The sequence below is a fragment of the Micromonospora sp. RTP1Z1 genome (genome assembly GCF_033804685.1).
Lineage (GTDB): Bacteria > Actinomycetota > Actinomycetes > Mycobacteriales > Micromonosporaceae > Micromonospora.
Map to the genome: position 1 here is coordinate 118,002 of NZ_JAPFQV010000002.1, position 20,104 is coordinate 138,105.

Genomic DNA, 20,104 nt, shown 5'->3' on the forward strand with positions numbered 1-20,104 from the left:
CCGGCGTGCGACGGGCGGGGTCAGCCGCGCAGGACGCGGGTGAGTACGGTCGCCGCGCGGTCGACCGCCGCGTCGTCGACGTCCAGGTGGGTGACCAGGCGGGCGGTGCGCGGGCCGAGCACCGACATCAGCACGCCCTCGGCGCGGGCGGCGGCCGCGAGGGCCTTCGCGTCGAGCGGGTGCTTGGTGAGGTCCAGCGGAACGATGTTGGTGCGGACCGCCGTGGCGAGCACGCCGAACGGGGCGACCGCCTCGGCCAGCCGGGCCGCCTTCGCGTGGTCGTCGGCGAGCCGGTCGACGTGGTGGGCCAGGGCGTACCGGCCGGCGGCGGCGAGGAAGCCGACCTGCCGCATCCCGCCGCCCATCCGCTTGCGGACGAACCGGGCCCGGGCGATCTTCTCGGCGCTGCCGACGACCAGCGAGCCGACCGGAGCGCCGAGGCCCTTGGAGAGGCAGACCGACAGGGTGTCGAAGAGCGCGCCGTACTCGGCCAGCGGCACGCCGTCGGCGACGTGCGCGTGCCAGATCCGGGCGCCGTCGCAGTGCAGGGCCAGACCGGTGTCGTCGGCGACCCGGCGCAGCTCGCGCAGGGTCGCCAGGGGGATCACCCCGCCGCCGCCCCGGTTGTGGGTCTGCTCGACCGCGATGGCCCGGGTGGGGACGGCGAAGTAGCCGTCAGGCCGGACCATGCCGGCTACCACGTCCGCGTCGATCTCCGCGCCGACCGCCGGCCAGGTCCGCGACGAGATCCCGCCGTACGCGGCCGCCGCCCCGATCTCGTACGTGACGACGTGCGCGTCGGCGTCGCAGAGCAGCTCGTCGCCGGGGGGCACGACGAGCTGGAGGGCGATCTGGTTGGCCATCGAGCCGGTCGGGGCGAACAGCGCCGCCTCGTGCCCGAAGAGCGCGGCGACCTCGGCCTCCAGCGCGGCGACGGTGGGGTCCTCGCCGTACACGTCGTCGCCGACCTCGGCGCCGGCCATCGCCTCGCGCATCCCGGCGGTGGGCCGGGTCACCGTGTCGGACCGCAGGTCGATCAGGTTGTCAGCCACGCAGCATCTCCGCTACCAGGAAGGCCAGCTCCAGCGACTGCTGGGTGTTCAGTCGCGGGTCGCAGGCGGTTTCGTACCGGTCGGGCAGGTCGAGGTCCTCGATGCCCTGGGCGCCGCCGAGGCACTCGGTGACGTCCTCGCCGGTCAGCTCCACGTGCAGGCCGCCGGGGTGGGTGTCCAGGCCGCGGTGCACCTCGAAGTAGCCGAGCACCTCGTCGACGATCCGGTCGAAGTGCCGGGTCTTGTAGCCGTTCGAGGACTCGTGGGTGTTGCCGTGCATCGGGTCGCACTGCCAGACCACCTTGGCGCCGGCCGCGGTGACCTTGGCGACGATCGGCGGCAGGGCGTCCCGGACCCGGTGGTTGCCCATCCGGCTGATCAGGGTGAGCCGGCCGGGGATGTTGTCCGGGTTGAGCTTCTCGCAGAGCTCGATCGCCTCGTCCGGGGTGGTGGTCGGGCCGAGCTTCACGCCGATCGGGTTGGCGATCCGGGAGATGAAGTCGATGTGCGCCCCGTCGATCTGCCGGGTCCGCTCGCCGATCCAGAGGAAGTGCCCGGAGAGGCCGTACGCCCGCTCGTCGGAGACCCGGGTGAGGGCCCGGTCGTACTCCAGGGCGAGGGCCTCGTGGGAGCAGTAGAGGGTGACGGTCCGCAGCGCCTCGTCGTCGTTCATCCCACAGGCCCGGATGAAGGCCAGCGCCCGGTCGATCTCCCGGGCGATCGCCTCGTAGCGCTCGCCAGCCGGGGAGTTCTTGACGAAGCCCTTGTTCCAGTCGTGCACCGCGTGCAGGTCGGCGAGCCCGCCGGCCAGGTACGCCCGGAGCATGTTCATCGCGGCGGCCGAGTTGGCGTACGCCCGGATCATGCGCTGCGGGTCGGCGACCCGTGCCTCCGGCGTGGCCTCCAGCGAGTTGATCATGTCGCCGCGGTAGGCCAGCAGGCCGCGCGCGTCGGTCGGCAGCGACCGGGGCTTGGTGTACTGGCCGGCGACCCGGGCCACCTTGACCACCGGCAGCGACGCGCCGTACGTCAGCACAATCGCCATCTGGAGCAGGGTGCGGGCGTTGGTCAGCAGGTGGCTCTCGGTGTTGTCGGCGAAGGTCTCGGCGCAGTCGCCGCCCTGGAGCAGGAACGCCTTGCCCTCGCAGACCAGGGCGAGCCGCTGCCGGAGCTGGTCGACCTCGTAGGGCGCGACCACCGAGGGCACGGTGTCGAGCACCTTGCAGACCTGGGCCACCGTGTCCTGGTCCGACCACGGCGGGGTCTGCGCCCGGGGAAGGTCCCGCCAGCGGTCCAGGCCGAGGGCCGCGTCCTCGGCGGAGTCGACGGTCGGACGACTGGTCTGCAGGCCCGGGCTGCCCACCGCGGGGTGACTCAGCTGATGCCACTCATGGCGCATGACAGAAAGCCTACGGCGACCGTCGGGGCGGCCCGCCGCCGAGGGGACGGTTCCGGCAGTTGGGAGATGAGCGACACAGCCGGGGCGGGCGCAGGTCAGCGCCGGGTGACCCGGTCAGGGGGTGACGCCCGGCTCCGGGGTGTTGCCGCCCGGCGCCTCGGCGGAGATGCACCAGTCGGCACCGCTGCGGGTGACGGTGAACAGCACCGGCCGGGTGGCCTTGCGGCTGCCGACGGCGACGGCGACCGCGGTGCTGACCTCCTGCCCGTGCGGGCCGGACCGGACGTCGGTGATGGTGGCCTGCGGGACGGTGAAGTGGTCCGCGAAGTCGCCGTTGGGGCCGGTGGCGGCGGCGTCGAAGGGCTTCTGCAGGGGGGCGCAGAGCTGAGTGCGGCCGGCGTCGACGTCCTTGGCCGCCATCGCGTCGAGGTATGCCTGCACCCGTTCCCGGGACTTGGCGGCGGCCTCCTCGGCCGGCGCGCGCTGCGCCTGGGTCGCCGGGGCCTGGGCCTTGTCGTCCCCGCCGATGCCGCAGCCGGCCAGGGTGAGCGGCAGGAGCGCGAGCAGGGCGACGGTGCTCGCCACCCTCAGGTGCGTCGGGCCCATCGGTCCCCCTCCATCGGCGCGGACATCGGGACATGTCGAGCGGCGAGTCTGTCACATCGACGCACTTGCATATCGCGCCCGCCATGCCCGAAACTTTTAGTTAACTTTCCTTAAGAAAAAGGAGAACTCATGATCCGACGACACCGGGCCCCCGTCGCGGCGATCGGCGGCATCCCCATCCTCGCCTGCGTGGCGCTGGTCAGCCAGGCCGACGCGCAGGGCAGCATGCAGTCCCCGGTCAGCCGGACGTACGCCTGCGCGCTCCCCCCGGGCGGGACCTGGACCTTCGCCTACCGGGCCACCGCCCCGCGCGGCACCTTCGAGCTGTACGTCACCCGCGACGGCTACCGCCCGACGCAGCCGCTGCGCTGGGCGGACCTGGAGCTGTTCCACACCGCCACCGACCCGGCGCTGACCGACGGGAGGTACCGGATGACCGCACGGTTGCCGCAGCGCGCCGGGCGGCACCTGATCTACTTGATCTGGCAGCGCTCGGACAGCACGGAGGCCTTCTACACCTGCTCGGACGTCACCTTCGGCGCGGGCCGGGGCAGTTCCGCGCCGGCACACTGACTAGTCTGCTGTGCACGAGGCCCGTCCGGCCGCGCCGTCCGGGAGGTGACCAGTCATCCTTGCTGTGGCGTCGGTCGACACCGCGGGGTTGCCCGCGGCCGAGCGGTTCGACTTCTGGCGGGAACTGGTCGCCCGCGAGTCGGTGCCGGCCCGGATCAGCAGCGGGCACGAGGCGGACTTCACCGCCTCGGCCCGCGCGGTGGACCTCGGCGTGGTCCGGCTCGGCGCCTGGCGGTACCCGTCGCTGGAGCTGACCCGTACGCACCGCATGATCCGCAGCACCGACCCCGAGCTGTACCAGCTCGCCCTGCCGCTCTCCGGCCACGGCGTGATGTCGCAGGGGCGGCGGGCCGGTCCGCTCGGACCGTCCGGCTTCGCCTTCATCGACACGGTGCGCCCGCACGCCTCCACACACCGGTCGACGGGCCCGCTCCCGGGCCCGCTGCACACCGTCACCGCGCTGGTGCCGCACGCCGCGCTGCCCCTGCCGGCGCACCGGCTGGCGGCGCTGCTCGCGACCGAGATCCCGGCCGACACCGGGATGGGGGCGCTGCTCGCCGGCTTCCTGCGGCAGATCGTCGCGCACCCCGAGCAGTACGCCGCGGCCGACGCGCCGGAGCTGGACCGGGTCGCCCTGGACCTGATCGCCGGCACCCTGGCCCGCCGGTTGGACGTCGAACGGGACCTGCCGGTCGAGACCCGGGTCACCGGCCTGCGGGCCGGGGTCGAGGCGTTCGTGCGGCGGCACCTGACCGATCCGGACCTGACCCCGGCCGCCGTGGCCGAGGCTCACCACCTGTCGCTCCGGTCGCTGCACCGGCTCTTCGAGGGCACCGACACGACGGTCGCCGCGCTGATCCGTACCGGCCGATTGGCACGCTGCCGCCGCGACCTGACCGACCCTCGGCTCGGGCAGCTGACGGTCCGGCAGGTCGCCGCCCGCTGCGGCTTCCGGGAGCCGGCCCACTTCAGCCGGGCGTTCCGGGCCGCGTACGGGCTCTCGCCCCGGGAACACCGCGAGCGGGGCGGCCGGGGCTGAGCACGCGGGCGGGGAGGGACCGGCGCGTTCCCTCCCCGCCGTGCGGGTGATGCGTCGGCGCTCGGCTCAGCCGAGACCGCCCTTGATGGCGCCGATCAGCTCGCCGTTGCCGGTGTCACCGGAGAGCTCCCAGAAGAAGGCGCCACCGAGGCCCTGGTTCTTCGCGTACGTCATTTTGCCGCCGATGGTGGACGGGGTGTCGTAGCTCCACCAGTTGCTGCCGCACTTCGCGTAGGCCGTGCCGGCGACGGTGCCGGTGGCCGGGCAGGTGTTCTTGAGAACCTTGTAGTCCTCGATGCCCTGCTCGTAGGTGCCCGGGGCGGGGCCGGTCGCCGTGCCGCCCGGGGCGGCCTGGGTCACCCCGGTCCAGCCCCGGCCGTAGAAGCCGATGCCGAGCAGCAACTTGTTCGCCGGTACGCCCTTGCTCTTGAGCTTCTGGATCGCGGCGTCCGAGTTGAAGCCCTGCTGCGGAATGCCGGCGTACGAGGTGAGCGGCGAGTGCGGGGCGGTGGGGCCCTGCGGGTTGAAGGCGCCGAAGTAGTCGTACGTCATCGGCATGAGCCAGTTCAGGTTCGGCGCGGCGCCGGCGTAGTCGGTGGCGTCGATCTTGCCGCCGGTGCTGCCGTCGGCGGTGATCGCCGCGGTGACCAGCGCCGACGAGCCGAACTTGGCACGCAGGGCGCTGATCACGTTCTTGAAGGCGTTCGGGCCGCTGGCGTCGCACTGCAGGCCGCAGGCGTTGGGGTACTCCCAGTCGACGTCGATGCCGTCGAAGACGTCCGCCCAGCGCGGGTCCTTCACCAGCGCGTAGCAGGAGTCGGCGAAGGCGGCCGGGTTCTGCGCGGCCTGGGTGAAGCCGGCCGACCAGGTCCAGCCGCCGAAGGACCAGAGCACCTTCAGGTTCGGGTACATCTTCTTCAACTTGCGGAGCTGGTTGAAGCTGCCGCGCAGCGGCTGGTCCCAGGTGTCGGCGACGCCGTCCACACTGTCCGCCGCGGTGTACGCCTTGTCGTAGTCGGCGTAGCTGTCGCCGATGCTGCACCGCCCGCCGGTGGTGTTGCCGAAGGCGTACAGGATGTGGGTGAGCTTGGCCGCGGACCCGCTCGTGTGGATGTTCTTGACGTGGTAGTTGCGGGCGTAGACGCCCCACTCGGCGAAGTAGCCGACCACCTTCTTGTCCCCGCTGGGCGGGCTCGTGGTCGGCGGCGTGGTGGTCGGGGGCGTCGTGGTGGGGGGCGTGGTGGTCGGGGGTGTGGTGGTCGGCGGGGTCGTGGTGGGCGGCGTCGTGGTGGGCGGCGGGGTGCCGCCACCGGAGCAGGACGCCCCGTTGACGGTGCAGTTCAGCGGCCCGGCGTACGGGCCGACGCCGTTGTAGCCCCAGCTGAAGCTGGTGCCCGGGGCGAGCGGGCCGGCCCAGCTCTTCTTCACCGCGACGTAGTGGTTGCCGCTGCTGGTGACGTCGGCGTCCCAGAAGGTGCTGATGGTGGTGCCCGAGGGCAGGTCGAACTCGATGCGCCAGGTGTCGACGCTGGCGCTGGTGCCGTTGGTGACGGTCACCTTCGTCTCGTGACCGGTCCCCCAGTCCTGCACCTTGGCGAACGTGGCGGTCACGCTGCCTGCGGCGGCGGCGGTGGCCATCGGCACCGCCGCGACCGCCAGCGCGACCACGGCACCGGCCCAGAGGGACCGGCGGAGCGATCTCTTCATGTGGCGTCTCCTCAAACAGTTAGGAAACTTTCCAGATTGGATGGTGAGACGCTACTCACGCCGTCATCACTTCGTCAAGATGTGCATACGTCGATTCCTCCGACCGTCGCCGCACCCGTCCAGGAAGAGCGCGTAGCCTCGCGGCATGACCGTTTTCGACGTCCAGATCGACGCCCTCACCGGCGGCCCCGCCGACCTCGCGCAGTACCGGGGCCGCACCCTGCTGGTGGTCAACGTGGCCTCCCGGTGCGGGCTGACCCCCCAGTACGCCGGCCTGCAGGCCCTCGCCGACGAGTACGCCGACCGGGGACTCACGGTGCTCGGGGTGCCGTGCAACCAGTTCGCCGGCCAGGAGCCCGGCACGGCCGACGAGATCGGCGAGTTCTGCCAGGTCAACTACGGCGTGACCTTCCCGCTCACAGAGAAGGTCGACGTCAACGGGCCGGACCGGCACCCGCTCTACGCCGAACTGGTGTCCACCCCGGACGCCGAGGAGCACTCCGGCGACATCCGGTGGAACTTCGAGAAGTTCCTGGTCGCCCCGGACGGCACGGTGGCGGCCCGGTTCGCCCCGACGGTGACCCCGGACGCCCCCGAGCTGCGCGCCGCCGTCGAGAAGGTCCTCCGCGCCTGACGTCCTGACCGGTGGGCGTCCCTGGCGGCCAGCTTCGCGTTCCAGCTCAGGCTCGCGGCGGTCACCGACGCGCTGCCCAGCTCCGCCGCCGGCTGACCGCGGGAGGGCGGCCGGGCGAGCCGGCGGACTAGGCTCCCGGGATGCGGCTGATCACGGGGGACGACATCACGGCGGCCGAGCAGCGCCTCGACGGGCGAATGGTCCGAACCCCGCTGCTGGCGGCTCCCCCGCTCAGCGCGGAGCTGGGCCTCCGGATCTCGGTGAAGGCGGAGAACCTCCAGCACACCGGCAGCTTCAAGGCCCGGGGCGCGACGAACGCGCTGCTCGCCCGCGCCGAACGCGAGGGCATGCCGGCTGGTCTGGTGGCCTTCTCCGCCGGCAACCACGCGATCGCGGTGGCCTTCGTCGGCCGGGCCTTCGCCCTCCCCACCGTGGTCTGCATGCCGCCCGGCGCGGTGCCCACCAAGGTGGACGCCGTCCGCCGTCTCGGCGCCGAGGTGGTCCTCACCCACGACCTGCTGGACACCGCGCGGAGCCTCGCGGCCGACCGCGGCTACCACCTGCTGCCGCCCTTCGACGACCCCGACGTGATCGCCGGCCAGGCCACCATCGGCCGGGAAATCCTGGCCGACGGCCCGGTCCCGGCGGTGGTGCTGGTGCCGGTGGGCGGTGGGGGCCTGATCAGCGGCATCGCGGCGGCGGTGAAGGAGGCGTCCCCGAGCACCCGGATCGTCGGGGTGGAGCCGGACGGCGCGAACGCGATGTCGTACGCCCTGCGCACCGGCACGCCCACCCCGCCGGTACGACCGGTCTCCGTCGCCGACGGCCTGGCCGCCCCGTTCGCCGGGCGGCACACCCTGGCCCACGTCCGGGCGCTGGTCGACGACCTGGTGGAGGTGCCGGAGGAGTCGATCCTCCCCGCCTGGTCGGACCTGGTGGACGCGACGAAGCTGCTGGTCGAGCCGGCCGCCGCGGTGACCCTGGCGGCGCTGCGCGCGGGCCTGGTCGAGGTGGCCCCCGGCGATCGGACCGTGCTGGTCCTGAGCGGTGGCAACGTCGCCCTGTCCCGCCTCACCACCCTCGGCTGACGCCGCTCGGACCGGTCCCGGCTCGGGCCGGACGGCGGCCGGTCAGACCGGGCGGCGGCCGGCGAAGCCGCACTCCAGCCGGTGGTACCAGCGCACGTCGGTGTCGCCCTCCAGCCAGCACCAGAGCACCTGGCGGCCGTCCCGCTCGCCGGGGAAGTCCAGCAGCACCGGGGCGATCCCCTTGACCTGGATCTCGTGGGTGTGGAACTCGTCCACGGTGGCGTGCAGCCGGGCTTCGAGGGCCTTGACCTCGGCCAGCCCGCCGAGCACGCTGGCCCCGTGGTCGGCCAGGTCGACCCGCAGTTCGGCCAGGTCGGCCCGGAGCCGGATCAGCTCGTCGACGCGCGGCCGCAGGGTGGCCACCAGGTGTCGCGCCTGCGCGAGTGTGAACACCGCGCCAGTATGCGGCACGGCCCGCCGCCGCTCGCCCCCACCGTCGGGTGGCGCGCCCGGCGACCCGGTGACACCCGGCTGGCCTCAGTCCGCCTGGGCGGCCAGCTCGCGGGCCCGGTCCCGGGCGGCTTCCAGCGCGGCCAGCATGGCGGCCCGGACGCCGTGGTTCTCAAGCTCGCGGATCGCGGAGATCGTCGTACCGGCCGGTGAGGTGACCGCCTCGCGGAGCTTGACCGGGTGCTCGCCGGAGTCGCGCAGCATCACCGCCGAGCCGATCGCGGTCTGCACGATCAGCTCGTGTGCCACCTGCCGGGGCAGGCCGAGCAGAATCCCGGCGTCGATCATGGCCTCGACCAGCAGGTAGAAGTAGGCGGGGCCGGAGCCGGAGAGTGCGGTCACCGCGTCCTGCTGGGACTCGGGCACCCGCATGGTCGCGCCGAGCGGCGTGAACATCTCCTCGGCGAGCGCCAGGTGCTCGCCGGTGGCGTGGGCGCCGGCCGAGATGGCGCTCATCGCCTCGTCGACCAGGGCCGGGGTGTTGGTCATCACCCGCACCACCGGCGTGCCGTCGGGCAGCCGGCGGCTGAAGAAGGTGGTGGGCAGGCCGGCGCAGAGCGAGATCACCAGCTTGTCGGCCGGGACCTTGGGGCCGATCTCGTCGAGCAGCGCGGCGGCGTCCTGCGGCTTGACGGAGATGGCCAGCACCGCCGCCTCGTCCACCGCGGTGAGGTTGTCCACCACCCGGACGCCGTACCGGGCGGTCAGCTCCTCGGCGCGGCTGGGCCGCCGGGCGGTGGCGAGCAGCCGATCCACCGGCCAGCCCGAGCGGAGCAGCCCGGAGAGCATCAGCTCGCCGATCTTGCCCGCGCCGATCACCGCGACCGTGTGCCCCCCGGATGCCATGACGCCGTACCCCTCTCGGTCGAAGCCGCGGCGCGGCGGGTCCCCTGCGGGCCGCCGCGCCGCGCGCCGTCGATCAGCTGCCGAAGAAGACCTCAGCCTCGGCGTACCGCTCCAGCGGCACGGTCTTCAGCTCCCGGGTGGCCTCCGCCAGCGGCACCCGGACGATGTCCGTGCTCTGCATCGCGACCATCTTGCCCCAGTCGCCCTCGTGCACCGCGTCGATGGCCTGGAGGCCGAGCCGGGTGGCGAGCACCCGGTCGAACGCCGTCGGGGTGCCACCGCGCTGGATGTGGCCGAGCACGACGGTGCGGGCCTCCTTGCCGGTCTTCGCCTCCAGCTGCTCGGCGAGCCACTGGCCGATGCCGCCGAGGCGGACGTGGCCGAACGAGTCGAGCTCCTGGTTGTGCAGGACCATCTGGCCGTCCAGCGGCTGGGCGCCCTCGGCGACCACGACGATCGGGGCGTACTGGTGCTGGAAGCGCTTCTCGACGTAGCCGGCGACCTGCTCGACGTCGAACTGCCGCTCCGGCAGCAGGATCACGTTGGCGCCGCCGGCGAGGCCGGCGTGCAGGGCGATCCAGCCGGCGTGCCGGCCCATCACCTCGACGACCAGGGTGCGGTGGTGGCTCTCCGCCGTGGTGTGCAGCCGGTCGATCGCCTCCATGGCGATGTTGACCGCGGTGTCGAAGCCGAAGGTGTAGTCGGTGGCGCCGAGGTCGTTGTCGATCGTCTTCGGCACGCCGACGACGTGGACGCCCAGCTCGTACAGCCTGGTGGCGACGCCGAGGGTGTCCTCGCCGCCGATCGCGATCAGCGCGTCCACGCCCTGCGTGGTCAGGTTCTCCTTGATCCGCTCCACCCCGTTCTCGATCTTGAAGGGGTTGGTGCGGGACGAACCGAGGATGGTGCCGCCGCGCGGCAGGATGCCACGGACGTCCGCGATGCTGAGCGGCCTGGACAGCCCCTCCAGCGGGCCCTTCCAGCCGTCCTGGAAGCCCACGAACTCGTGACCGTAGGTGGCGACGCCCTTACGGACCACCGCCCGAATGACCGCGTTGAGACCTGGACAGTCGCCGCCGCCGGTGAGCACGCCGATACGCATGATCTGCTCATCCTCCTGGAGCATCAGGTGAAGCCCGGATAAGCCCCAGGATATGCGTCAGATCAGACCATCGGCGCCGTTGCCGGCCCGGGGCGGGCCGTCAATGCGCACTGTAGTCGGCATGGGTGTCCGCCGACACCGCGCCCCGGGCCGGTCCCGCCCGCCGAACCGGCTACCAATCAGTACTGACCTCGTGGTTCACCGCCGCCTTGGCGAAGCCGAGCAGGTTCACCACCGTGCCGCCCGGCGAGTCCCAGTACTCGGCCGAGCCGGCGTGCACCTTGATCAGCGTGATTCCCGGGGTGTCCAGCCCGTCCGGGAACCAGGTCTTGAGCAGCGGGTTCCACAACCCCTCGGCGCGGGCCCGGTCCCAGCCCTCCTGCGCGGTGCCCGCCACGGAGACCCAGGCATGGTGGCGCTGGTCGGAGAAACCGACGTTGACCTGTGGGTTCACCCGGATCTGGCGGACCTTGGCGGAGTCGGCGTAGGCGAAGAACCAGAGGTCCCTGTCGAACTCCGCGGCCTGCAGGCCCATCGGCCGGCTGACCAGCCGCCCGTCCACGGCGATCGTGGTCAACAGGCAGATCCGGGCGTCCCTGATCAGCTCGGTGACCCGCCCCCGGGCGCCCTCGGCGGTGGTCGGCTCCGTAGTCATGGCGCACTCCCTCGCATCGGCTCGATGCCAAACCGTGCCCGGGACAGAACCGGTCAAACCTGTGGGAAGTCGTGTTCCGGACAGCTCACCGCCGGGTCATCGCCCGCCACCGCGCCAGGTTGTGCCGGGCGTCGACCAGGGCGTCGTGCCGGTCCGCCTCGGCGTCCGGCAGCTTCGGGCGACCCCGGTCGTCCCAAAGCTGGCGCAGCTCCTTGGTGAAGCGGGGGATCTCCCGGGGCAGCGCCGGCATCGCGCCCCACAGCTGGGCCAGCACCAGGTGGTCGTACGCGGCGTACCAGGCCCAGAGTTCGAGCTGCTCGCCCGGCCGGTCCCGGACCGGTTCCATCAGGAAGTCGTACAGGTCGTCGCGGATGCGCTCCCGCGACCGCCAGGACCGGTCGGCCGGCGAGGGGAGCTTGTCGAGGACGTTGCGGCGCACCCAGGGCACGGCCCGGGAGTCGTCGAACTCGGTGGAGACCGCGTAGAACTCGCGGCCGTACTCGTCGACGACGCCGATCGACACGAGGTCGACGATCCGGCCGTCCTCGATGAACTCGCAGTCGTAGAAGTAGCGGTAGACCATCCCGACCATCCTCGCCCACCGCGGCAGGAGGCCGGTCGGCGGGGCACCGGTGAACCGGGCGGCACCCCTACGCCGCAGCTCGGCAGGGTCACGGAAGTGCTTCCAGGGGTGTACAGCAAGCGACCGGACCGTCATGATCTGATGTGTACCTACCGGCCGCCGAACCGGTTCAGAACCTCGTACCGGGGGCTGTCAGGTTCACCCGGCTGCGAGTTGTGGTCCTTGACCGGGGAGGGGTTGGGCCGTGGAGGTTCGCCTGCCGGAGCCGGGTGATGCGCTCACGGGCGTCGACATGTTCGCCGGGCTTGAAGCGGAGGTGCGACAGCGGGTGATCGCCGCGGCGGTGCCCCGCACCTACCGCAAAGGCCAGCTGCTGTTCGTGGAGAACGATCCCGGCGAATCGCTGATCGTGCTGCGCCGGGGGGCCGTCGCGGTGTTCCGGACGGCGCCGACGGGCGAACGGGCGATCCTGACCGTGATGCGCCCGCCGGACGTGCTGGGTGAGGTCTCGCTGCTGGACGCCTCGACCCGGTCGACGTCCGCCGAGGCGATCGAGGACACCGCCGCGCTGGCGCTGGGCCGGGGCGCGTTCATGGAGCTGGTGCACTCCAACCCGCGCATCCTGGACGCGGTGATGCGCTCGTTGGGCGGCCTGATCCGCCGGCTCACCGAGCAGAACGCCGACCACGTCTTCCTCGACCTGCCCGGCCGGGTGGCCAAGACGCTGGTCCGGCTGGCCGGCGAGAGCCAGGCCCCGATGATCACGATCGAGCTCAACCAGAGCCAGCTCGCCGAGATGGCCGGCGGTTCCCGGCAGAGCGTCAACCAGGCGATCGGCTCGTTCGCCAGCCGCGGCTGGCTGCGTACCGAGGGACGCCGGATCGTGGTGACCGACGTGGCCGCGCTGCGCCGCCGCGCCGGGATGAACGAGCGCTGAGCCGCGCGGGCGGCGACGGCGCAGGGACGTACGCGAGGGGCCGGGGTGGCGTCGCCGCCCCGGCCCCTCGCGGCTCCGGCCTCAGACGCCCGCGCTGCCCGGCCCCGCCCACGCGGTGGTGCTGCCCGGCCCGGCCCAGCCGGTGGTGTCCTTGCCGCTGGACCCCTCGCTGACGATCCCGTCGGCCTGCAGCGCCGCGAGCGTGGCGGCGTCCACGTCGACCGACTCACCCGCGGAGTGGTTGACCCCGTCGGCGTCGGTCCAGTCGCTCTCCAGCTTCACGTACACCATGGCGTGTCCCCCTTGATCGCGGTCTGCGTTCGGCACCCGAATGTAGCTCTTGACGGCGTCCGGAGACTGTCCACAAGCCAACAGCCGGGTACCTGACACCGCCGCCAGCGGCGATACTCACGGTGGACGCCGCGGGGGGCGCGGCGCCCGGCCGCGGGCCGGCCGGCAGAACCGCCAGTGGAGGGTGTCATCTCCGCGCAGTGTGACCGATGTGGACGTACCGCCGCCGACGGCGACCGCTTCTGCGGTGGCTGCGGCGCGGAGCTGGGTGCCGTCTGCCCGCACTGCCTGCGCCCGCTCGCCACCGACGTGGCGTTCTGCACCTCGTGCGGGGCGCCCCGGACCGGGGCGCAGCGACCGGCCGCGGCGCCGCAGGAGGACCGCCGCCGGGTCAGCGTGCTCTTCGTCGACCTGATCGACTTCACGCCGTACGTCGAGCGAGCCGACCCGGAGCAGGTCCGGGGCATGCAGACCGGCTTCTTCTCGGCCGCGAAGCGGGTGGTCGGTCAGTACGGCGGCGTGGTCGAGAAGTACATCGGCGACGCGGTGATGGCACTCTTCGGCGCCCCGGTGGCCACCGAGACCGACGCGCTGCGCTGCGTGCGGGCCGGTCTGGAGCTGCAGCGGGTGCTGACCCGGTTCGCCCCGACCGGCGCCCATGAGCTGCGTTTCCGGGTCGGCGTGGCGACCGGTGAGGCGCTGGTCGACGTGGCCGCCGCCCGGGACGGCGGGCAGGCCATCGTGGCCGGTGACGTGGTCAACACCGCGTCCCGGATGCAGTCGGTGGCGCCGCCCGGCGGGGTGCTGGTCTGCGGCACCACCCACGCGCTGACCAAGGACGCCATCCGGTACTCCGAGCAGCCGCCGGTCACCCTGCGCGGGCGTTCCTCCCCGACCGAGGTCTGGCTGGCCCTCTCCCCCGTCCGCCGGCAGCCGACCGACCGGGAACCGGACACCACCCCGCTGATCGACCGGGAGCACGAGCTCGGGCTGCTGGTCAACGCCCTGCACCGGTCGCTACGGGACCAGATCCCGCAGGTGGTGACCGTCTTCGGGCGGGCCGGCATCGGCAAGAGCCGGCTGGTCCGCGAGCTGTACCGGCACGCCGGGCGGCTGGCCGACGAGCCGCTGACCTGGCGTACCGGGCGGTGCCCGCCGTTCGGCGAGAACGTCACGTTCGCCGCGCTGGCCGACGTGGTGAAGACCGAGGCGGGCATCCTGGACACCGACCCGGCGCCGACCGCCGCGCAGCGGCTGGCCTCGGCGGTGACCGAGCTGGTCGGGCCCGGGGAGCGGGACCGGATCGTCGACGCCCTGCGCCCGCTGGTCGGGCTGGCCGGCACCGCGCTGCCGGCGGAGGAAGCCGAGTCGGCGTGGCGGCGCTTCCTGCTGGCGCTGGCCGCCCGCCGGCCCACCGTGCTGGTCTTCGAGGACCTGCACTGGGCCGACGACGCGATGCTGCGCTTCGTCGAGCTGCTCGGCGCGGCCGCCCGGGACGTGCCGCTGCTGCTGCTCTGCACGGCCCGGCCGGAGCTGGTCGACCGGGACCCGAGCTGGGCCGGGACGATCACCGGGTCGGTCACCATCACCCTGCCGCCGCTGCGGGACACCGGCATCGCCTCGCTCTACGCGCACATGTTCGGCCAGGCGGCCTTCTCCGCCGACATGCTCAGCCCGCTGGTCGAGGTGGCCGGCGGCAACCCGCTCTACGCCCACGAGTACGTCCGGATGCTGATCGAGCAGGGCTCGCTGCGCCAGTCGGGGCGGGGCTGGTCGCTGGAGAAGCATCTCGACCTGCCGATGCCGGAGAGCGTGCACGCGGTCATCGCCAACCGGGTCGACCTGCTCGACGCCAAGGACCGGGCGGTGCTGCTCGCCGCCTCGGTGGTGGGGGTCCAGTTCTGGCCGGGCGCGGTGGCCGCCGCCCTCGGGCTGGCGGCGGAGTCGGTGGAGCGGGCGCTGCGCCGGCTGGAGCAGCGCGACTTCGTGCACGAGCAGGCGGCGTCGACGATGGCCGGGCAGCCGGAGTTCCAGTTCCGGCACGTCCTCGTCCGGGACGTCTGCTACCAGCGGCTGCCGCGCACCGAACGGGTGGCCCGGCACGAGCGGACCGCGGACTGGCTGGACGCGTTGTCGCAGAGCCGGGACACGGACCTGGCCGAGGTGCTCGCGCACCACCGCTGGGCGGCGCACGAGATCGCCCGGACGCTGGACATGGACACCCACCGGTACGCCGGCCCGGCCCGGGCGGCGCTGCACCGGGCGGCCCGCCGGGCGTACGCGCTGCACGGCCTGGACGCGGCGGCCGGCCACGCGGGGCGCGCGCTCGGCCTGGCCGACGACGGCGACCCGGTCGGCCGGCTCCAGCTGGAGCTGCTGAGCACGGAGATCTCGTTCTACCGGGACGGCAACGCCTTCCTCTCCGGCGGCGGGCCGGAGCAGTTGCAGACGCTCGCCGACCGCCTGCTCGCCCACGACGACGACGCCTGCGCCGCCCGGGCCTGGACGCTGCTCGGCCAGGCGGCCTGGCTGCGCGCCGACCGGGGTGCGGCGGTGGCCTGCCTGGACCGGGCGGTGGGGCTCTTCGAGCCGCTGCCGGACAGCGCGCAGAAGGCGGACGCGCACGCGGAGCTGGGCCGGCTGCACATGCTCAACTACGAGCGGGACGCGGCGGTCGCGGCGGCCGAGACCGCGGCCGAGATCGGCGAGCGGCTGGGGTTGGCGGAGACCCGCACCAACGCCCGGATCACCGCGGCCACCGCCCGCTACCAGGCCGGCGACCGGGTCGGCCTGGACGAGCTGTACGCGCTCGTCGAGTACAGCCGGACGCTGCAGTTGCTCGCCCTGCCCCGGGCGGTGCAGAACCTCGCGTACGCGGTCCGCGAGGAGGGCGACTGGCTGCGCTCGGACGGCCTGCTGTCGGCCGCGCCGGCGCGTACGGTCAGCGGGCAGACGCTGACCACCAGCTACTCGGGCGAGGCGATGCGGGCGTACTTCGACGTGGACTTCCCCCGCCTGCTCGCCGCCGCGGACGCGTTCGTGGACACCCCGACCGGCGGCTGGGACATGCAGGTACGCGGCCTGCGCTCGTGCCTGCTGGTGCTGCGCGGCCAGCCGGTCCCGCCGGCGCCCCGGCCGGCGCCGCCGCAGCGGGACACCGCCTCGGCGGCGGGCCGGGACGGGGCGCGGTACCTGGACGACGTGGCCGCCGCGCTGGACACCGCTCGCCGCAGCGGCTTCCACCGGCCGCACTGGACGATGCTCGGCATGGCGGCGCTCTGCCGCGCCCTGCAGGGGCGGGCCGACGAGGCGGCGGCGCTGGTCGAGGAGCTGGCCGACTCCTGGTCGGCGGTGCCGGCGCTGGCCAGCGGCGAGTGGATCGCCGCGGCGTCGTACGCGGCGGCCCTGGCGGGCCGGGACGCGGCGGTGCGGGTACGCGCGATGCTGGACCGGCTGGGACACCGCACGCCCTGGTCGGAGGCGGCGCTGCGGACGGTCACCGGGGCGGTGGCCGCGGCCGACGGCGATCACCGGCGCGCCGGCGAGCTGCACCTGGCCGGCGCCGAGATCTACGCCCGGATCCCGGACGTGACCGACCGGATGCTGGCGCTCGCCCTGGCCACGGCCGAGCTGGACCGGGCCGGTGATCCGGCGGCGGCCGGGGCGCCGCTGGCCGAGCTGCGGACCTTCGCGCTGCGCAACGAGGCGCCCGGCCTGCTCGCCCTGGCCCGGCGTCCGGTTTCCGACACCGGGCCCGCGGTGGCCTGCTGAGGCCCGCTCAGACGGGGACGGGCTCGGCCGGGACGGCCGGCTGGCTCTTCGCCTTCTGGGCGTACATGTCGACGTACTCGCGGCCGGAGAGCTCCATCAGCTCGTACATGATCTCGTCGGTGACCGCGCGTTCGACGAACCGGTCGCCGGTCAGCCCGGCGTACCGGGAGAAGTCCAGCGGCGCGCCGAAGCGGATCCGCACCCGCTTGACGTTGGGGATCAGTTGGCCGGGGGGCTGGATCTCGTCGGCGTTGAGCATCGCCATCGGGACGACCGGGGCGCCGCTCTCCAACGCCAGCCGGGCCACCCCGGTCTTGCCCCGGTAGAGCCGGCCGTCCGGCGACCGGGTGCCCTCGGGGTAGATGCCGGCGATGCCGCCGGACCGCAGCACAGTGAGCTGGGTGTCCAGCGCGGCGCGGGCGGCGCGACCGCCGGAGCGGTCGACCGGGATGGCGCCGGAGCCGACGAAGAACAACTTGGTCAGCCAGCCCTTGATGCCCTTACCGACGAAATATTCCGCTTTAGCGATGAATGTTACTTTTCGCTTGACGATGAGCGGGGTGAAGATCGAGTCGGAGAAGGAGAGGTGGTTGCTGGCCAGGATGACCGGCCCGGTCTCCGGGACGTTCTCGAGCCCTTCCACCTGCGGGCGGAAGATCAGCCTCAGCAGCGGGCCGAGGATGATGTACTTCATCAGCCAGTACAGCACCGGTGTCCTTCCAGCGGGGGCGGCGACGCCCGTCGCCGGGAGCCCGGCCGGGCCACCGGCACCCGCCCGGGGCGCCGTCGGCGGGCGGGACTGTCGGGGAAGAGCCTACGAACCGGGAGCGGCACGCCACAACGCACTCCCGGAACCGGGTCCTGACGTGTCACGATTCAGGGCACGGCGTAGGGCGCGCCGCGGCGACCGCACCGCCAGGTGCGACGAGGAGGGTGTCCGGTGTCAGCGGGTGGGCCCCGCCGGGGACGGCGGGACAACGGGCTCGACGCGAGCGAGTACGCCGTCGCGGGCGACGTGGACCCGCGCGTCGGCGAGCATCTGCTCGACGTGCTCGCCGCCGGCGGCATCGCCGCGTACCTCCAGCCCTCCGCCGACCTCAACCCGGTGACCCGCACCACCACCGTGCCGTCCCGGCCGGTCGACCGGCTCTACGTCGACCGCTCCCACCTGACCACCGCCCGGGACTACCTGACCCAGCTCGCCGACGAGGGCACCCCCGAGCCGCCCCGGGACGACGAGCCCGACATCGAGGCCGAGTGGGCGCGGATCGTCGCCGGCTTCCACACCGACCCGGCCCCCGGAAGCCACCCGTGGCCCGCCGCGGAGGACGTCGACGACCCGGCGGAGCCGACCGAGCCGACCGGTGGGGCGGCGCCACGCGCCGGGGCCGAGGAGTCCGGTGGCCCGACCGCCACCGACGTGCGGCGGCTGCCGTACGCGGCCGACATCTCCGGGATCTCGGTGAGCCGCGGCCGGCAGGACGAGCCGTCGCTCCTGGACGGCCTGGACACCTTCGGCGCCGACCTGCCCGAGGACGCCGACGAGGAGCACTACACCCCGCCACCGCCACCCCCGCTGCCCCGCTTCTCGAAGTACGCGGTGGTCGGCGTGCTGGCCATCGTCGTCGGCTTCGCGCTCTTGCTCTACCCCACGGCACTCCCGGTCGACCCCTCGGTGGTGACGCTGCTCGGCTTCACCGGCATCCTGGCCGGCTTCGTGACCCTGGTCTGGCGACTGCGTCCCGGCGACACCGACGACCACGACCCGGACGACGGCGCGGTCGTCTAACCCCCGCCCGCATGCCGGGACGCCGACCGCCCCGGGCCTCCGGCGTAACAATGGTGTAACTTACGGTCAGTAGGAATACCGCTGTAGGTCGCTTCCCCCACTGACTGCCCGGTTCCTCCTCACTCGCGGCGGTCAGCCCTCTGCTGATCGGAATGCCCGAGATGCGACAGAGTCCCCTCGTGGTGGTCGCCAACCGCCTCCCCATCGACGACAGTGTGGCGCCGGACGGCGCCTGCGAGTGGCGCCGCAGCCCCGGCGGACTGGTGAGCGCCCTGCACCCTCTGCTGCGACACACCCCGGCCACCTGGGTCGGCTGGGCGGGCGGCACCGGCCCGGCGCCGCACCTGCCAGAGGTCGACGGCGTCCGCATGCACACCGTGCCGCTGACCGCCGAGGACCTCCGCGACCACTACGAGGGGTTCGCCAACGCGACCCTCTGGCCGCTCTACCACGACGCCGTCGAACAGCCCGAGTACCACCGCCGCTGGTGGGAGGCGTACCAGCGGGTCAACCAGCGGTTCGCCGAGGCCGCCGCCGAGGTGGCCGAGCCGGGCGCCCTGATCTGGGTGCAGGACTACCACCTGCAACTGGTCCCCGGCCTGCTCCGGGCCCTCCGGCCCGACCTGCGGATCGGCTTCTTCCTGCACGTGCCTTTCCCGCCACCGGAGCTGTTCATGCAGCTGCCGCGCCGGGCCGAGCTGCTGCGCGGGATGCTCGGCGCCGACCTGATCGGCTTCCAGCGGGACCAGGCGGCGCACAACTTCGCGCAGCTGGTCGCCAAGGTGCTCGACCTGCCCGCCACCGACCGGCGGGTCTGCGTCGACGACCGGGTGGTCCGGGTCGGCGCGTTCCCGGTCTCCATCGACACCGCCGAGATGGCCGCGCTCGCCGCCCGACCGGAGGTCGCCGACCGCGCCCGCCGGCTGCGCCGCGACCTCGGCGACCCCGAGCACGTCATCCTCAGCGTCGACTGGATGGACTACACCAAGGGCATCGAGCAGCGGCTCAAGGCGTACAGCGAGCTGCTGGCCAGCGGCGACGTCAAGGTCCGCGACACGGTGCTGGTACAGGTCGCGGTGCCGAGCCGGGAACGGGTCGGCCAGTACCAGATCCTGCGGGACCGGGTGGAACGCGAGGTCGGGCGGATCAACGGCGAGTTCGGCCGGGTCGGTGAGCCGGCGATCCACTACCTCACCCAGACCTTCGACCGGGCCGAGCTGGCCGCCCTCTACCGGGTCGCCGACGTGATGGCGGTGACCCCGCTGCGGGACGGGATGAACCTGGTCGCCAAGGAGTACGTCGCCGCCCGGGTGGACGACACCGGCGCGCTGCTGCTCAGCGAGTTCGCCGGGGCGGCCACCGAGCTGTCCCAGGCGTTCCTGGTGAACCCGCACGACCTGGAGGGACTCAAGCAGGAGCTGCTCTCCGCGCTGCGGGCGACGCCGGCCGACGTGGCCGCCCGGATGCGGGCGATGCGGGAGCACCTGCACCGCAACGACATCCACGCCTGGGCCAGCTCCTACCTCAGCGCCCTGGACGAGAGCGGCTCGCTGCTCACCCGGTTCGCCGGGACCGACTGACC

19 protein-coding genes are annotated in these 20,104 nt (G+C 73.3%); 8 read left to right on the forward strand and 11 right to left on the reverse strand.

Features of this window, described 5'->3' with window-relative positions:
- Nucleotides 1–20: 20 nt before the first annotated feature.
- The 3 genes from SLP03_RS01950 to SLP03_RS01960 form a co-directional block, all read right to left on the reverse strand.
- Nucleotides 21–1,052, reverse strand: a complete 1,032-nt coding sequence (locus SLP03_RS01950) for a GntG family PLP-dependent aldolase (protein WP_319458732.1) — start codon at nt 1,050–1,052, stop codon at nt 21–23.
- Nucleotides 1,045–2,451, reverse strand: coding sequence for a class II 3-deoxy-7-phosphoheptulonate synthase (locus tag SLP03_RS01955; RefSeq protein WP_319458733.1), 1,407 nt, complete (start codon nt 2,449–2,451; stop codon nt 1,045–1,047). Before SLP03_RS01955 ends, SLP03_RS01950 begins: the two co-directional genes overlap by 8 nt.
- 114 nt (nt 2,452–2,565) lie before the next feature.
- Nucleotides 2,566–3,057, reverse strand: coding sequence for a hypothetical protein (locus SLP03_RS01960; protein ID WP_319458734.1), 492 nt, complete (start codon nt 3,055–3,057; stop codon nt 2,566–2,568).
- A gap of 129 nt (nt 3,058–3,186) precedes the next feature.
- On the opposite strand from SLP03_RS01960, the gene SLP03_RS01965 reads away from it, so the two are divergent.
- Nucleotides 3,187–3,630 (forward strand): lytic polysaccharide monooxygenase auxiliary activity family 9 protein, encoded by a 444-nt coding sequence (locus SLP03_RS01965; protein ID WP_319458735.1) that lies wholly within the window; start codon nt 3,187–3,189, stop codon nt 3,628–3,630.
- Between the two features lie 64 nt (nt 3,631–3,694).
- A complete protein-coding gene (locus tag SLP03_RS01970; protein WP_319458736.1) occupies nt 3,695–4,669 on the forward strand; it encodes a helix-turn-helix domain-containing protein in 975 nt (324 codons plus the stop codon).
- Between the two features lie 66 nt (nt 4,670–4,735).
- On the opposite strand, the gene SLP03_RS01975 is transcribed toward SLP03_RS01970, so the two are convergent.
- On the reverse strand, nt 4,736–6,376 hold the full coding sequence (locus tag SLP03_RS01975) for a glycosyl hydrolase family 18 protein (protein WP_319458737.1): 1,641 nt from the start codon (nt 6,374–6,376) through the stop codon (nt 4,736–4,738).
- A gap of 145 nt (nt 6,377–6,521) precedes the next feature.
- On the opposite strand from SLP03_RS01975, the gene SLP03_RS01980 reads away from it, so the two are divergent.
- Together SLP03_RS01980 and SLP03_RS01985 are read left to right on the forward strand one after the other, a co-directional pair.
- On the forward strand, nt 6,522–7,010 hold the full coding sequence (locus SLP03_RS01980; protein WP_319458738.1) for a glutathione peroxidase: 489 nt from the start codon (nt 6,522–6,524) through the stop codon (nt 7,008–7,010).
- A gap of 140 nt (nt 7,011–7,150) precedes the next feature.
- Nucleotides 7,151–8,098 carry a threonine/serine dehydratase gene (locus SLP03_RS01985; protein ID WP_319458739.1) on the forward strand — a complete coding sequence of 316 codons (948 nt, stop codon included), beginning with the start codon at nt 7,151–7,153 and terminating at the stop codon, nt 8,096–8,098.
- Between the two features lie 42 nt (nt 8,099–8,140).
- On the opposite strand, the gene SLP03_RS01990 is transcribed toward SLP03_RS01985, so the two are convergent.
- The 5 genes from SLP03_RS01990 to SLP03_RS02010 form a co-directional block, all read right to left on the reverse strand.
- Entirely contained in the window at nt 8,141–8,491 is a 351-nt protein-coding gene (locus tag SLP03_RS01990; protein ID WP_319458740.1) for a DUF2203 domain-containing protein, read from the reverse strand.
- Nucleotides 8,492–8,575: 84 nt separating this feature from the next.
- Complete coding sequence (gene proC, locus SLP03_RS01995; protein WP_319458741.1) at nt 8,576–9,394, reverse strand: pyrroline-5-carboxylate reductase; 819 nt, start codon at nt 9,392–9,394, stop codon at nt 8,576–8,578.
- A gap of 73 nt (nt 9,395–9,467) precedes the next feature.
- On the reverse strand, nt 9,468–10,496 hold the full coding sequence (locus SLP03_RS02000; protein WP_319458802.1) for a 6-phosphofructokinase: 1,029 nt from the start codon (nt 10,494–10,496) through the stop codon (nt 9,468–9,470).
- Between the two features lie 172 nt (nt 10,497–10,668).
- A complete protein-coding gene (locus tag SLP03_RS02005; RefSeq protein ID WP_319458742.1) occupies nt 10,669–11,151 on the reverse strand; it encodes a pyridoxamine 5'-phosphate oxidase family protein in 483 nt (160 codons plus the stop codon).
- An 85-nt stretch (nt 11,152–11,236) separates the two neighbouring features.
- The gene (locus tag SLP03_RS02010) at nt 11,237–11,734 is read right to left on the reverse strand and encodes a polyadenylate-specific 3'-exoribonuclease AS (protein ID WP_319458803.1); all 498 of its coding nucleotides are present in this window, start codon (nt 11,732–11,734) and stop codon (nt 11,237–11,239) included.
- Between the two features lie 244 nt (nt 11,735–11,978).
- Here SLP03_RS02010 and SLP03_RS02015 point away from each other — a divergent pair, with 244 nt between their 5' ends.
- Entirely contained in the window at nt 11,979–12,671 is a 693-nt protein-coding gene (locus tag SLP03_RS02015) for a Crp/Fnr family transcriptional regulator (RefSeq protein WP_319458743.1), read from the forward strand.
- An 81-nt stretch (nt 12,672–12,752) separates the two neighbouring features.
- Here SLP03_RS02015 and SLP03_RS02020 read toward each other — a convergent pair whose 3' ends face one another.
- Nucleotides 12,753–12,962, reverse strand: coding sequence for a hypothetical protein (locus SLP03_RS02020; RefSeq protein WP_319458744.1), 210 nt, complete (start codon nt 12,960–12,962; stop codon nt 12,753–12,755).
- Between the two features lie 177 nt (nt 12,963–13,139).
- Between SLP03_RS02020 and SLP03_RS02025 the strand changes: the two genes are divergently transcribed.
- Entirely contained in the window at nt 13,140–16,733 is a 3,594-nt protein-coding gene (locus SLP03_RS02025; RefSeq protein ID WP_319458745.1) for an ATP-binding protein, read from the forward strand.
- Between the two features lie 7 nt (nt 16,734–16,740).
- On the opposite strand, the gene SLP03_RS02030 is transcribed toward SLP03_RS02025, so the two are convergent.
- Entirely contained in the window at nt 16,741–17,442 is a 702-nt protein-coding gene (locus SLP03_RS02030; RefSeq protein WP_319458746.1) for a lysophospholipid acyltransferase family protein, read from the reverse strand.
- A gap of 231 nt (nt 17,443–17,673) precedes the next feature.
- On the opposite strand from SLP03_RS02030, the gene SLP03_RS02035 reads away from it, so the two are divergent.
- Nucleotides 17,674–18,522 (forward strand): DUF308 domain-containing protein, encoded by an 849-nt coding sequence (locus tag SLP03_RS02035; RefSeq protein ID WP_319458747.1) that lies wholly within the window; start codon nt 17,674–17,676, stop codon nt 18,520–18,522.
- Nucleotides 18,523–18,683: 161 nt separating this feature from the next.
- Entirely contained in the window at nt 18,684–20,102 is a 1,419-nt protein-coding gene (locus SLP03_RS02040) for a trehalose-6-phosphate synthase (protein WP_319458748.1), read from the forward strand.
- Nucleotides 20,103–20,104: the final 2 nt, after the last annotated feature.

Coding starts and splice junctions, on each gene's coding strand:
- SLP03_RS02005 (WP_319458742.1), bottom strand. CDS start 11,151: ATGACTACGGAGCCGACCACCGCCGAGGGCGCCCGGGGGCGGGTCACC.
- SLP03_RS01985 (WP_319458739.1), top strand. CDS start 7,151: ATGCGGCTGATCACGGGGGACGACATCACGGCGGCCGAGCAGCGCCTC.
- SLP03_RS02010 (WP_319458803.1), bottom strand. CDS start 11,734: ATGGTCTACCGCTACTTCTACGACTGCGAGTTCATCGAGGACGGCCGG.
- SLP03_RS01980 (WP_319458738.1), top strand. CDS start 6,522: ATGACCGTTTTCGACGTCCAGATCGACGCCCTCACCGGCGGCCCCGCC.
- SLP03_RS02020 (WP_319458744.1), bottom strand. CDS start 12,962: ATGGTGTACGTGAAGCTGGAGAGCGACTGGACCGACGCCGACGGGGTC.
- SLP03_RS02040 (WP_319458748.1), top strand. CDS start 18,684: ATGCGACAGAGTCCCCTCGTGGTGGTCGCCAACCGCCTCCCCATCGAC.
- SLP03_RS02000 (WP_319458802.1), bottom strand. CDS start 10,496: ATGCGTATCGGCGTGCTCACCGGCGGCGGCGACTGTCCAGGTCTCAAC.
- SLP03_RS01960 (WP_319458734.1), bottom strand. CDS start 3,057: ATGGGCCCGACGCACCTGAGGGTGGCGAGCACCGTCGCCCTGCTCGCG.
- proC (WP_319458741.1), bottom strand. CDS start 9,394: ATGGCATCCGGGGGGCACACGGTCGCGGTGATCGGCGCGGGCAAGATC.
- SLP03_RS01965 (WP_319458735.1), top strand. CDS start 3,187: ATGATCCGACGACACCGGGCCCCCGTCGCGGCGATCGGCGGCATCCCC.
- SLP03_RS01955 (WP_319458733.1), bottom strand. CDS start 2,451: ATGCGCCATGAGTGGCATCAGCTGAGTCACCCCGCGGTGGGCAGCCCG.
- SLP03_RS01975 (WP_319458737.1), bottom strand. CDS start 6,376: ATGAAGAGATCGCTCCGCCGGTCCCTCTGGGCCGGTGCCGTGGTCGCG.